At 36.7% G+C, this 12,759-nt stretch carries 11 protein-coding genes and 3 tRNA genes; 10 read left to right on the top strand and 4 right to left on the bottom strand.

Annotated elements, in window-relative coordinates; genetic code table 11:
• Window positions 1–44 precede the first annotated feature (44 nt).
• The 3 genes from AC5YDM_RS05225 (at window position 45) to AC5YDM_RS05215 (ending at window position 367) form a co-directional block, all read left to right on the top strand.
• A tRNA-Lys gene (locus AC5YDM_RS05225) sits at window positions 45–120 on the top strand.
• Between the two features lie 21 nt (window positions 121–141).
• Window positions 142–217 (top strand) — tRNA-Lys (locus AC5YDM_RS05220).
• A 74-nt stretch (window positions 218–291) separates the two neighbouring features.
• A tRNA-Lys gene (locus tag AC5YDM_RS05215) sits at window positions 292–367 on the top strand.
• A 343-nt stretch (window positions 368–710) separates the two neighbouring features.
• On the opposite strand, the gene AC5YDM_RS05210 is transcribed toward AC5YDM_RS05215, so the two are convergent.
• Window positions 711–1,331 (bottom strand): hypothetical protein, encoded by a 621-nt coding sequence (locus tag AC5YDM_RS05210; protein WP_496151056.1) that lies wholly within the window; start codon window positions 1,329–1,331, stop codon window positions 711–713.
• Between the two features lie 286 nt (window positions 1,332–1,617).
• Here AC5YDM_RS05210 and AC5YDM_RS05205 point away from each other — a divergent pair, with 286 nt between their 5' ends.
• The gene (locus AC5YDM_RS05205) at window positions 1,618–1,872 is read left to right on the top strand and encodes a PspC domain-containing protein (RefSeq protein ID WP_496151055.1); all 255 of its coding nucleotides are present in this window, start codon (window positions 1,618–1,620) and stop codon (window positions 1,870–1,872) included.
• Window positions 1,873–2,022: 150 nt separating this feature from the next.
• On the opposite strand, the gene AC5YDM_RS05200 is transcribed toward AC5YDM_RS05205, so the two are convergent.
• The 3 genes from AC5YDM_RS05200 to AC5YDM_RS05190 form a co-directional block, all read right to left on the bottom strand.
• A complete protein-coding gene (locus tag AC5YDM_RS05200; protein WP_496151054.1) occupies window positions 2,023–3,123 on the bottom strand; it encodes an HPP family protein in 1,101 nt (366 codons plus the stop codon).
• A 118-nt stretch (window positions 3,124–3,241) separates the two neighbouring features.
• The gene (locus tag AC5YDM_RS05195) at window positions 3,242–4,723 is read right to left on the bottom strand and encodes an FAD-binding protein (protein ID WP_496151053.1); all 1,482 of its coding nucleotides are present in this window, start codon (window positions 4,721–4,723) and stop codon (window positions 3,242–3,244) included.
• A 203-nt stretch (window positions 4,724–4,926) separates the two neighbouring features.
• Complete coding sequence (locus AC5YDM_RS05190) at window positions 4,927–6,156, bottom strand: hypothetical protein (RefSeq protein WP_496151052.1); 1,230 nt, start codon at window positions 6,154–6,156, stop codon at window positions 4,927–4,929.
• A gap of 625 nt (window positions 6,157–6,781) precedes the next feature.
• On the opposite strand from AC5YDM_RS05190, the gene AC5YDM_RS05185 reads away from it, so the two are divergent.
• The 6 genes from AC5YDM_RS05185 to AC5YDM_RS05160 all read left to right on the top strand — a co-directional run bounded on the left by AC5YDM_RS05185 (window position 6,782) and on the right by AC5YDM_RS05160 (window position 12,698).
• On the top strand, window positions 6,782–7,099 hold the full coding sequence (locus tag AC5YDM_RS05185) for a hypothetical protein (RefSeq protein ID WP_496151051.1): 318 nt from the start codon (window positions 6,782–6,784) through the stop codon (window positions 7,097–7,099).
• Window positions 7,100–7,666: 567 nt separating this feature from the next.
• A complete protein-coding gene (gene glyQ / locus AC5YDM_RS05180; RefSeq protein WP_496151050.1) occupies window positions 7,667–8,635 on the top strand; it encodes a glycine--tRNA ligase subunit alpha in 969 nt (322 codons plus the stop codon).
• 36 nt (window positions 8,636–8,671) lie between these two features.
• Complete coding sequence (locus AC5YDM_RS05175; protein ID WP_496151049.1) at window positions 8,672–9,067, top strand: tautomerase family protein; 396 nt, start codon at window positions 8,672–8,674, stop codon at window positions 9,065–9,067.
• A gap of 46 nt (window positions 9,068–9,113) precedes the next feature.
• The gene (glyS, locus tag AC5YDM_RS05170; protein ID WP_496151048.1) at window positions 9,114–11,180 is read left to right on the top strand and encodes a glycine--tRNA ligase subunit beta; all 2,067 of its coding nucleotides are present in this window, start codon (window positions 9,114–9,116) and stop codon (window positions 11,178–11,180) included.
• Window positions 11,181–11,275: 95 nt separating this feature from the next.
• The gene (locus AC5YDM_RS05165) at window positions 11,276–11,803 is read left to right on the top strand and encodes a DUF6932 family protein (protein WP_496151047.1); all 528 of its coding nucleotides are present in this window, start codon (window positions 11,276–11,278) and stop codon (window positions 11,801–11,803) included.
• Window positions 11,784–12,698 (top strand): hypothetical protein, encoded by a 915-nt coding sequence (locus AC5YDM_RS05160; protein ID WP_496151046.1) that lies wholly within the window; start codon window positions 11,784–11,786, stop codon window positions 12,696–12,698. Before AC5YDM_RS05165 ends, AC5YDM_RS05160 begins: the two co-directional genes overlap by 20 nt.
• Window positions 12,699–12,759: the final 61 nt, after the last annotated feature.

Here is a 12,759-nt window from a genome sequence, read left to right as displayed (position 1 = left end):
TTCTCACACTCTGCATTCAAATTTATTTTTGATTGTGATGTTCAGGGTCGTTAGCTCAGCTGGTAGAGCAGCGGACTTTTAATCCGTTGGTCCCGCGTTCGAATCGCGGACGACCCACCACTTATTTGATACATCCTTGATGGGTCGTTAGCTCAGCTGGTAGAGCAGCGGACTTTTAATCCGTTGGTCCCGCGTTCGAATCGCGGACGACCCACCATCATATCCTTCGGGATAATGCAAAATACCATATCTTGCGCTGTATAAATGATACATATCATTTAAACTCGTCAAGGGTCGTTAGCTCAGCTGGTAGAGCAGCGGACTTTTAATCCGTTGGTCCCGCGTTCGAATCGCGGACGACCCACCATTTAATTTCAAACATTCTAAATTCAATCTACATCGTATAACATGATGTTGGATTTTTTTTTGCATTTGAAATTTGATATTCAATACAAATACTTTATCCATCTTTGTCTAAAATAATCACTCTTATCTTTCAGTGCTGATGTTAGAGATAACATAGAGGCACTTTAAATATTTGTATTCAAAAATGGACTTTATACTCAGTATACGTATAACGGTGACAGATAAGATGTCTCCAACTTAACTGCCCAATAAAATCAAAATCACTCAAATTTCATCTTAAAAGCTGAAGATTAAACAGTAGGAATAATCTCATTGCTCCTGAGAGCATTTCTATTTACCCCAAATTAATCGGTACGTTTAAGCACATAATTTTCTAGCGGAAATGCACCACCCTGTGCAAAAAAATCGATATTTTTTTGGGTGAAATTCCGAATTTTCTCGCGATTCATCACCATGGTATGATGATCTTGCACCGTATAGAAGAACTCCACTCCACTTGCACGGTGTAAAGTAATTTGCTTCAGTTCAGGCTGATATGACCAAGTATCTTGGCGATACTGCTTGTGCGATTCAAAGGTGATTGTACCTAAATAAATAATGGTTCTATGTGCTGTACCATCTGGCAATAGATTCAAAATAAAATCTGCATTTCCACTCTCACAAGAGACCAAAGGATCGGCACAACTGATTGAAGCATAGTATCTGCCGACATAAGGCATGGCTTGTTGATCTATAGTTGATTTTGTCTGCGTTTTTTCTACCACAGGTGCGGTCGCCTTACCTGCAATTTCAGTCAGTGTACGTGCATCTTCACTGACAGTACCTTTTTGACTCTGCATTTCTGCATCATACTTTTCCAACTCTTCTGTGGAAGAGGATTGATTGCATGCGGTCAGTTCGAAAAGAACCAATAAACTTGCAAGGAATAATGCTGATCTATTTATGAGCTTTTTAGATTGGAGCATTCGATCACACCCGGAAGTCGTTTAATCATTCTTTTAATCCACTCATTATAACGCATGCTGATATGAGCAAATGAATGATTTTTCTAAAATTATACTAATTAACCAAATGAAATATTTCAATCACTTAACTCGAGTCATTTATTTTAAACTTACACAATTTAACGATTTATTTTGCATGCTTACTTTAAAAAGCATTTCACCATCTCCATAAAATATACATACAAATAAGCTATGTTTAGTTTATGGAATATGTATCCATTTCTTATGGTTCTTAAAGGAGACCTCAATGGCCAATGTTGGTTTATATCGCTCTAACCGCTCAAATATGATTGCAGGTGTGATGGGTGGTATTGCTGAACGTTTTGGTTGGAATGCGAATTTGCTTCGTATCATCTTCGTCGTTGTATCACTGATGAGTGCCGCTTTCCCAGGTATTTTAGTGTATTTGGTACTTTGGTTAGTGATGCCAAAAAAGCAGTTCAAACATGATCCACTTTCATCGAATTATCAAAATCCAATTCGCACCGTGAATCAGGATTAAGCCTAACAGATTCAACTTAGAGCAACAGATACATATCAAATCATTACCGTATTGATTTGATCCTTTTTCAACTACGCCCCCCCCAAGAGCTCGTAGTTTTTTTGGCTTGAATTAATTTTCATTTTCATTGTAATGAATCAGATTTCAGGCTTAGTTTTTCTGTTGTAAGAGTTGCTGATTTAACACAGCAATCATATCTGCCCGACTAATTATTCCGACCATCTTTTGTTGATCTAGCACAGGAATATAGTTAAATGATCGCTCAACAAAATAAGGAATTAAATCTTGAATCGGCTGACTTACTTTCACTGTGACCACTTGCCGATTCATTATATGTTTGACTTGATGCTGCCATGAAGTTCTAACGTCTACCGCTTGCTTGAACCACTCAACAATCTCATAAAGTGCCAAAGTCCCGACAATTTGATCCTGATCATTAATGACAGGCAGACTCATCAGATTCATGCTTTTAAACTTATCCAATGCATGATGAATATCATCATTTTCATCCAAGCTCAGTACATCTTTAGACATAATGTCTGCGCAAGTATATACATGATTTAAAGCATTACTCGCCCGTGCATTTGCCCTCGCCTGCGCATCTAAAATAATCTTTTGTAAATCGTATTCACTAATATCCAGTAATTGCGTCTGATCATCCAATGCATCTTGAATATCTTGAGGATGAATGGTGACTTTTTGGGTCGGTGTTGGATCTTTTGAACGTGTATTTAACTGTGCAACTTGTGGATATGCTTTACCACAGATTCGATTAAACACGATCGCAATAATGAGCAACAATATTGAATTTAATAAGACTGGATAGAAAACAAAAGAATACCCCAGTTCGTGTACAGCGTTACCACCCAATACCGCAGTAATAGCGACAGCACCACTCGGTGGATGCAAAGAATCAGTTGTCATCATCAAAAAAATGGACAAAGCAACTGCGACACTAAATGCCTCGGTCAAATTAGGAATCAACTGAGAACAAGTCACTCCGATCACAGCCGCAATGGTATTTCCAACTACGATATTCCATGGTTGAGATAAAGGGCTGGCAGAGACTGCAAACAGTAAGACAGATGATGCTCCCATTGGCGCGATGTACCATGCATTGATATCCCCCAAAACCCACCAACTGATCAGCGATGACAGTGCTAATCCAATCAGTGCCCCTAGCCCACAGATCAATCTTTCTTTTAAAGGTAGAATTTTAAAATTAGGTTTAAGCGTATTAAGCCAATTCATGTGAGTCTGCTGCACGGCATACCTGAATTCTTTTTATCGCAATGACAGAATTATAGGACGATTAATTTATAAAATGTATTTGTTTTATATATTCAACTTATAGTTTTAACACTCATTATCAATGATAATTTAAGTAAAAATTATTATTAAATATAAGGCGATGGTCATATTTTTTCTTCATCTTAAAAAAATGATCTGCTTGAGGATATGCTGAGCGCATTTTAAAGCGATCTACGTGTAGACGATAAGGCAAATAATATGTTCCGTTATATTTTAAAGCAACTTCAAGTAATTCTAGCGTCAAAGTTTTCATAGCCAGCTCTTGTTGAGTTGTTTTCTTTTGATTGAATAAGAATACCAGTCCAAATACATCCTCTCTCGCATAATTCAGAAAAGCATCCTCATCTTTTAATATTTCCCGAATAGTGATATTTAAAAGATCTACATCTGAATTTCGCAAAATTGGCTTAACATCCTGAATAAACTTGGCTAAGTTTTTTTTAGGAATAAAATATTCATGTAATAAATCTGTAGAGTTCAAGTCTTTATTTTCGATCAGGGAAGCATCTTCATTCAAAATTTCATTTCGGCTGAACGTCATATGGGGTGATAAAACATTCAACGTTTGCTCTAAATCCCACCTTAAACGCTTACCATACTCACTATCGACAGAACCTCTAAAAACAATTCGTCTAACTTCCGCATTTTTACTCACTTGTTGTTTCAGTTTAAGCGGAGTCTCTTGTACTTTTTCGAAATAATTTAATGTTGCTTGATCAAGAAAATGCTTATCTGAAATGCGTAATCGACCATATGCAAATTCCACATTGGAATCATCACTAATCAGCTCCTGATATCTTTTTGTATAATCTTGAGGATTTAATGCAACTGAATGGAATCGAAGAGCGGTGTTATTAACTACTTTTAACTTAATATCTAAAATAATACCAAAAAGCCCATATCCCCCTGTAACCAACTTAAATAATTCTGCATTTTCATCACGGCTACAGTAAATAATCTGACCGTCAGCGTTCATCAAAGTAAAGCCAATAACTTGAGATGAAATGGGTGGGGCACCTGCTTGCCATCCGTGCCCATTCACACTAAGTGAACCACCAACCGAAAAATTACTAAACGACTGCATGACTCCAATGGATTTTCCGAAACCATCTAAATATTGCAATGCTTTGGACCATGAGGCACCTGAACCAATGGTTAAGATATTGGTGTTTTCATCGAAAGACATATGATCGTAAGGCAACATATCGATAGAGATTCCATCAGGGTAAATCGTGTGTCCCCCCATACTATGCTGAGCTCCCGATATCGATACTTTAAAATTATGTCTATTTGCATACTTTAAAAGCTGTCTTAATTGCTTTTGTATAGCTGTATGTTCTTGCTCTACCGCAACTATTGTATGAACTTTTGTTAAATTCAACTTACTGGCGTCATCACGATAATTCTGATTGACTTTAAAGTCTTGATTCGGCTCACTGATTTTTGCTTTGATCAAATGAATGATTGGTATTGCTATAAATGAACTTGCAATAAGAAATATAATTAAAATTAAGTTTTTTCTAATCGTTCTAAATAGCATTTTATGTTCTATTAATTTTTAATACATAATGTATAAAGGATCACATATAAAAAAGCAAAAATCATTCACCCCTAATTAAGCAGCACCTTTAAATAAAAAATGGATACAAATATTCTTTAAGTTATAGCTCAACTACAACTTAAACTACATAGCCAAAAATTAAAAAGCACGATATTTCGTGCTTTTTAATTTTCTAAATTGAATTAGATCACACCCAACCACGTGAACTGATTCGGCACAGTATTCAGTTGAATGGTTTGTTTAATCGCTCCTGTTTTTAAATCGACCTGAATGATTGATTTATTCTGAATATCATTTAAATAAACTTCATCCGCACGTCCATTAGCCACCAATTGAGTTTTCGTCAAATCAGGTGATTGTGCATCTATGACATTCAGACGTGTTTTCAGTTCCCATGTTTTGCTATCAAAAATATTCAATACACCTTTGCTATCGAGCACCACAAAAAACTTTCCTGATGAACTATAAATCTGTTTCAAGCGTGTTGTACTTGGATCATTCACCCATTGGATTTGATTGGTATTTTTAAGAATCGGATCAATGATAAACAGATCAGGTGTCGTTGATGCCAATGCGACTAAATTCGGTGCTAAATGATGCCCAACCACTGTACCTATACGTACAGGAAGTGAAATTTTAAAGTCTGTAAATTTCTGACCTTGTTGCTCCACCACCAACACCCCATCTTCACAGCCAAATGCTGAAAATTTTTGAATTGATGAAGCTCCGTGTAAACCCGAGCAAGGGTTACTTAAAGTTTGTTGCTCATGAAAATGATCGCCATGTATGCCATAGCTTTTCACGATGCTGACTTTGGACTGACCATCCGCAAGATAGGTACTGAGAACAAGATCACCACGAGGTTCTGCCACACCGTGATGCTTAAAAGGTAAACCTTGGCTTGCAACACTATTATTAAAAATATCTTGGTCTTTAAAAACATCAAATTTTGAACTTTGATCGTTATTGCCATCATAGAAAATCGCAGCTTGATCATTGAAATTTCGGTAATGAGTCGGTGATGCCCCATTGAGTTGATATTTTAATAATTGTGGAGTTTGGCTAGAGATATTACCTTTATTTAAACTTAAGCCACTGTCATAAAAATTGACGATACCCTGTGTGCGGTTCATCAATACACCATAGCGATAGCCTGCACTGGCATGTATTGCACTGGGGTTAAAACTGAGTTGAGCGTTGTGAATGGTTTGTTTCTGTGCCAGATCATAAAGATTTAACTGAGGACGATCTGGGTCTTCAGTCAAAATCAACAAGCGCCCTTGTTGATTTTCTAAGTTTGGTTTTTCATCAGGGATTGGTGGATTACTTGAAGATGAGCCATCACCCCCTCCACAGGCTGTGAGTAAAATACTGGTTAAAATGAGTCCTGAAAAATTGATTATTTTTTTCATATGTTATTTCCATTGATGAACGTGTGACATTAAATTTATGCTTATTTTGAAATGTTATAACATAACACATAAGAGTCACAACAATTATTTGCTTCCTTTTAAGAATTATTTAAGGATTAGTGTTAAGTTTTATACATTCGTTTGTTCAAAAAAATTCATACCAAAAATCAAAGACAATGATTCAATATGCCTAGAAAATATCATTTATCAACCATCATACATGGGCTTTTTGTTGCTCCAATTCCTATATTTGTCTTATATTTCTTATATGTCATTGTTCCAGATTCAACTTTTTTTGATAACTATGAAGGTCATAGTAATTTACTCTTATTGTGTAAAATATTTTTAAGCGCATATTTGATTTACATATTTATATTATTACCTTTCATTTTTGTTTTTTTATGCATTCTCAATAAATATAAACGACTTCAAGTTTTCATCCTTTTATTGAGTGCTTACATATCAACTTTGATCCTTACATTATTGGCAGAATATTTTAGATACTCCAATATTCCTAATACAGCATCAGAATTAAAGGAGTTATTTATTTTTAATCCTTTTTTGATCATCACGCTCAGCACAGCTTTTACTTTTTGGTGTTATATAAAAATTTTTGGATATAAATATGAAAAACAAAAAGAAGGTTAAAGAACAAAAAAATGAGAGTTATGAAATTTGTGAATGTCTAAAAGAACTCTTTGAAGCAGAATTAAGGCTGGGAAATAAAGTTAGAAGCTATAACCCAAATGCAAACTGGCCTCATCCAAATACAACTTTCTTATTCCTCGTAGAGGAACTACAAATTGATCCAAACAGTTTACAGTTCTCTCAAAACATTTCTCATCAAATCTGTAGAGATCTACATTATGGATGGCATGATGAATGTGAATGCCGTGTTCATCATGATTTACTATGTGCAGGTCACACTAAACCGCATCATTAAAATTGATAATAAAATTATGAATATCATTTCAAAAATAAGTAAAATTTTCAGTTTAAGATTGAATGTTAATCGAACCCAAATTCAAAAGAGCTTAATCACTGCCCCTTTATATCTCCTCTTTATTTATTATCTCATAACCATACTGGGAATGCTTATAGGAACTCAATTTGCATTAGAGACTTTAGATATGTTGTTTATGCTATTGCCCTTTGTAGCAGGAGCAATAGTTTTTTATTTTTTCTTCTGTTATATCTTTATTTACTTAATGCAACTTTTTTTACTCAAATATTTTTATATTAATTTTTGGTCCATTCTGTTTTGTGCTTCATTACACACCATCATTTTAATTTCTTTGGGCTATATAATCTTAAAATTAGGATTAGACGATTCGTGGACTCTATGTTTATTTTCAATTCCAACAGCAATAAGTTATTGGATTTTGCTATTTAGAGAATGTGGAAAAGCCTCCATTCAGCCCTCACAGAAATTTATGGACTAACCTTTGCCACTCCTCTGTAAAATCCTTATACTTAGACCCAATTTTTCACTAATTTTAATGGATGCTACATGAGTCGCGCCATATCGCATATTGATACATTTCAAGGCTTAATTCTTGCCTTACAAACCTACTGGGCTGAACAAGGTTGCGTAATCCTACAACCTTACGATATGGAAATGGGCGCAGGTACATTCCACACTGCAACATTCCTACGTGCATTAGGGCCAGAAACTTGGAACGCGGCTTATGTTCAACCTTCACGTCGTCCGAAAGACGGTCGTTATGGCGAAAACCCAAACCGCTTACAACACTACTACCAGTTCCAAGTGGTACTTAAGCCAAATCCAGACAACATCCAACAGTTGTACCTAGACTCGCTTAAAGCGATTGGGATCGATCCACTTGTACATGACATCCGTTTTGTCGAAGACAACTGGGAATCTCCAACGCTTGGCGCATGGGGCTTAGGTTGGGAAGTATGGCTCAACGGTATGGAAGTGACGCAGTTTACTTACTTCCAACAAGTCGGTGGTGTTGAGTGCTACCCTGTTACTGGTGAAATCACTTACGGTTTAGAGCGTCTTGCCATGTATTTGCAAGGTGTTGATTCTGTATATGATCTTGTTTGGACTAAAGGTCAGTTCGGTACTGTGACCTATGGCGACGTATTCCATCAAAATGAAGTGGAACAATCGACGTATAACTTTGAATATGCAAACGTTGAAAAAATGTTTGAACTATTTGATTTCTACGAAGCTGAAGCGACACGTTTAATCGAAGCTGAACTTCCACTTCCTGCATACGAACAAGTAATCAAAGCATCACATAGCTTTAACTTATTAGATGCACGTGGCGCAATTTCAGTGACTGAACGTCAGCGTTATATTTTACGTGTACGTACTTTGGCACGTTCAATTGCACAAAGTTATGTGGCTGCACGTGCGAAATTGGGCTTCCCAATGGCAGAACCTGAACTGCGTGATGAAGTTCTTGCACAGTTAAAAGCACAAGTTGAAGCAGAAGCGCAGAAAGGTTAATACATTGATAAAACAAAAATGATGAGGAAGTAAGATATGCCAAGTGTGACCATTGAAGTAAGACGGGAATATGAAATTGAGCAAGAAATTGCCATCATCGATGCAGTTCAGTCAGCTTTAGTGACACACTTTAAAATTCCTGAAACGGATAGGTTTATTCGCTTCTTTTCTCATTTACCACATCGTTTTGCCTGCCCACCACATCAAGATCAATCAGAGTTATATACTCACATTATTATTGATGCTTTTGCTGGGCGCTCTATTGAGGCAAAACGTGCCCTTTATCAAGGTATTGTAGACAATCTAAAGTTACTTGGTATTCCACCCAATTATGTCACTATTGTGATTCGTGAAATTCCTCAAGAAAATTGGGGCATTCGTGGTGGTCAAGCAGCCTGTGATGTTCCTTTAGGATTTAAAGTTGATGTTTAAATCAACTTCATAGTGATACATCAACATTTAAAGAAGATATTTAAAAATGACACATACAGTTTTATTTGAATTAGGTTGTGAAGAACTTCCACCCAAAAGCCTGAAAAAATTACGTGACGCATTACAAGCAGAAACCGTAAAAGGCTTAAAAGATGCTGGCTTGGCTTTCGATGCGATTGAAGCTTATGCAGCACCACGCCGTTTGGCATTAAAAATTATCAATGTTGATGGCGCTCAAGCAGATACTCAAAAACGTTTTGACGGCCCTGCGAAACAAGCTGCGTTTGATGCTGAAGGTAACCCGACTAAAGCTTTAGAAGGCTTTATGCGTGGTCAAGGCATCACGGTTGATCAAGTCACCACTTTCCAAGCAGGTAAAGTTGAAAAAGTGTGCTACTTGAAAGACGTTAAAGGTCAAAGCCTTGATGTGCTTTTACCGCAAATTTTACAAGCTGCTTTAGACAATCTTCCAATCGCTAAACGTATGCGTTCTGCTGCAAGCCGTACTGAATTCGTACGTCCGGTCAAATGGGTGGTATTGCTGAAAGACAACGATATTGTTGATGCAACCATTCAAGATCATAAAGCAGGTAACGTGACTTATGGTCATCGTTTCCATGCGCCTGAAGCAATTACTTTAACGCACGCTGATGAATATCTTGCGAAGTTAAAAGCCGCTTATGTGGTTGCAAACTTTGAAGAGCGTCAAGCAATTATCGACGGTCAAGTGAAAGCACTTGCTGATGAAGTAAATGCAATTGCAATTGTTCCTGCGGATCTTCGTGATGAAGTAACAGCATTGGTTGAATGGCCTGTTGCGCTACGTGCAAGTTTTGAAGAACGCTTCCTAGCTGTTCCTCAAGAAGCGCTTATCACTACTATGCAGGACAATCAAAAGTACTTCTGCTTAGTGAATGCTGACAATAAACTTCAACCGTACTTCATTACCGTTTCAAACATTGAGTCGAAAGATCCGACTCAAATTATTGAAGGTAATGAGAAAGTTGTACGTCCACGTTTGTCGGATGCTGAATTCTTCTTCCTACAAGATCAAAAGCAACCGCTTGCATCTCGTAAAGAGAAATTAGCAAACATGGTTTTCCAAGCAGAATTGGGTACGCTTTGGAACAAGTCTGAACGTATTGCCAAATTGGCTGTTGCTTTGGCGCCGATTACTGGTGCAAATCCTGCTGATGCTGAAAAAGCGGCACTTCTTGCGAAATGTGACTTAACCTCTGAGCTTGTGGGTGAATTCCCAGAACTTCAAGGGATTGCAGGTACTTACTATGCACGTCTTGAAGGCGAAAATGATGAAGTTGCTGAGTCTTTAGGTGAGCAGTATCTACCTAAATTCGCAGGTGACGTTTTACCAAAAACTAAGACAGGTACTACGATCGCACTTGCAGACCGTTTAGATACTTTGACGGGTATTTTCGGGATTGGTCAAGCGCCTACAGGTTCTAAAGACCCGTTTGCTCTTCGTCGTTCTGCGATTGGTATTTTACGTCTTGTGACTGAAAATGAGCTTGATGTATCGATTGAAGACCTCATCAAACTAGCACTCGCTGCCTATGGCGATGTATTGAAAGATCACGATAAGACTTTGGCGGATGCCGTTGCATTCCTTGAAGGTCGTTACCGTGCGAAATATGAAGACCAAGGCGTTGCTGTTGATGTGATTCAAGCGGTTCAAGCGTTATCACCAAAATCTCCTTTAGATTTTGATAAGCGTGTAAATGCGGTGAATCATTTCCGTGCGCTTCCTGAAGCTGCTGCTCTTGCTGCTGCTAACAAGCGTGTTGCAAACATTCTTGCAAAAGAAGCTGCACCTGAAGGTCAAGTGGTTGAAGCAAACTTAGTCGAAGATGCTGAGAAAGCATTATTCGCTGAACTTGCGAAAATCACGCCTGTGGTTGAGCCATTGTTTGCTGCCAAAGACTACACTGCTGCGTTGTCTGTACTTGCTGCACTTCGTACACCAGTCGATGCTTTCTTTGAAGGTGTAATGGTGATGGCTGATGATGCTGCACTCAAATCAAACCGTTTGTTAATGCTTGCTCAACTTCGTGACTTGTTTACGAAAGTGGCTGATATTTCAGTGTTACAGCACTAATATTAGTCTAAAAAGACCGCATTAGCGGTCTTTTTTTATATATCTAGACTTAAACTTATGATATAAAAATTTATTATTACTTAATGTAATTCAATATGATAGACAATAATTTTACAGAAAATATAGAAAGAGACCCCCAACGATTATCTGAAGGTAAAGTGATTTATCCGTGCTTACTAGATCCAGGTATTCACAAAATACTCTTAGATGATCTAGAAAAAACTGTTTTGTTTCCATTTCAGGAAAAAAGAACTCGCTCACATCTATGTAATCGCTTAAGAGCATTAATCCGAGACCTAAAAATATATCAAGTAGAAATGATCATTTGGATTGATGGCTCACTTTGTTCAAAGAAACCTCATCCTAGTGACATTGATATAGTTCTATTTCTGAATCAAGAAGACCTTAATAAATTATCTGCCGAAAAATATAATGAGTTACTTTCATTTCTAGTAAATCGTAATACAATTCGCGCCCGATATGGCTGTGATCTTTTTTTCAATTACATGAGCGATGAAGATAAATATCACTACTGGCGTAGTCGTTTCAGTTTCAATCAATTATATGAAGCTAAAGGTTTCATTCAAATTCGAGTAAATCCAAATGAACATCTCTACTCTTGAAGAACAAATACATTTAGCAGAAGAAATAGTAAAAAAAGACAGTGAAACATTAGACAAGAATGATCGCTTCAAAGTCGCTTCGCTTAACTCTTTCAAAGAGCATTTAAACAGCCTTAGAAAACAGCTGTACGATCTACAACTCCGTAGAGAAAAAGAAATTTTAGAAGTTCGCTTTATAGGTGACAAAGCTCATAATGGTTCACTCCCTTTAATGTTGCATGCAGCCTTATCGAAAGGCTTAGCTGAAAGCCTTATCACACTTTCCACTAAAGTGAAAAAACCAAAGAAGCATGCTGATTTTGTTAATCAATCTGAGTTAGATCTACGCTTAGCCAATATTGTTTCAGGTTCTACAAAATTCATTATTAGCCTAGAAATCCAACCAGATTTATTTGGATGGAGTCTATCTCAAAATACACTCACTCATTGGTTTTCATTTTTTCAATCATTAGACCACCCTAAAAATAATGAAGAAATTTTCTCAATGATGGGCAATAAAGGTATTTCTAGTATTAAATCCATGTTATCTGCGTTAAAAAGCAATAACTTAGACTTTGAACTTAACTGGAACTCTCATCACAATAAGAAGCTTTATTGGATGGGAAATACACAAAAAATCGAAACTGCCTTAAACTTTTTAAATGAACTAGAAATCCAAAAACCTGTAGTGTGTGAAATTTCTGGCTTCATACAAAACCTCGATAGCTCTGGAAAAATCACTTTGATTGATGAAGATAAAAAAACGTATCGAATACGTTTAGAAAAGTCTTTATTGCCTGAAATTGAAAAGCTACGCATTAATCAATTTATAGTTTTAAAGGTAATGAAACAAATTAGTACTCATCCAACTTTTGAAAAAACTATTGAGAGCTATGATTTGATTGAAATTATGTAGATTTCTTTAAAAAACATTAATCTTATAGGTTTGTATTTTTGAACTTCTTATACTCTTCTGC

It is taken from the genome of Acinetobacter sp. CY81 (genome assembly GCF_059515925.1).
Note: the sequence above shows the minus strand (reverse complement) of the source record. Positions and strands in the feature narration are given on the sequence as shown.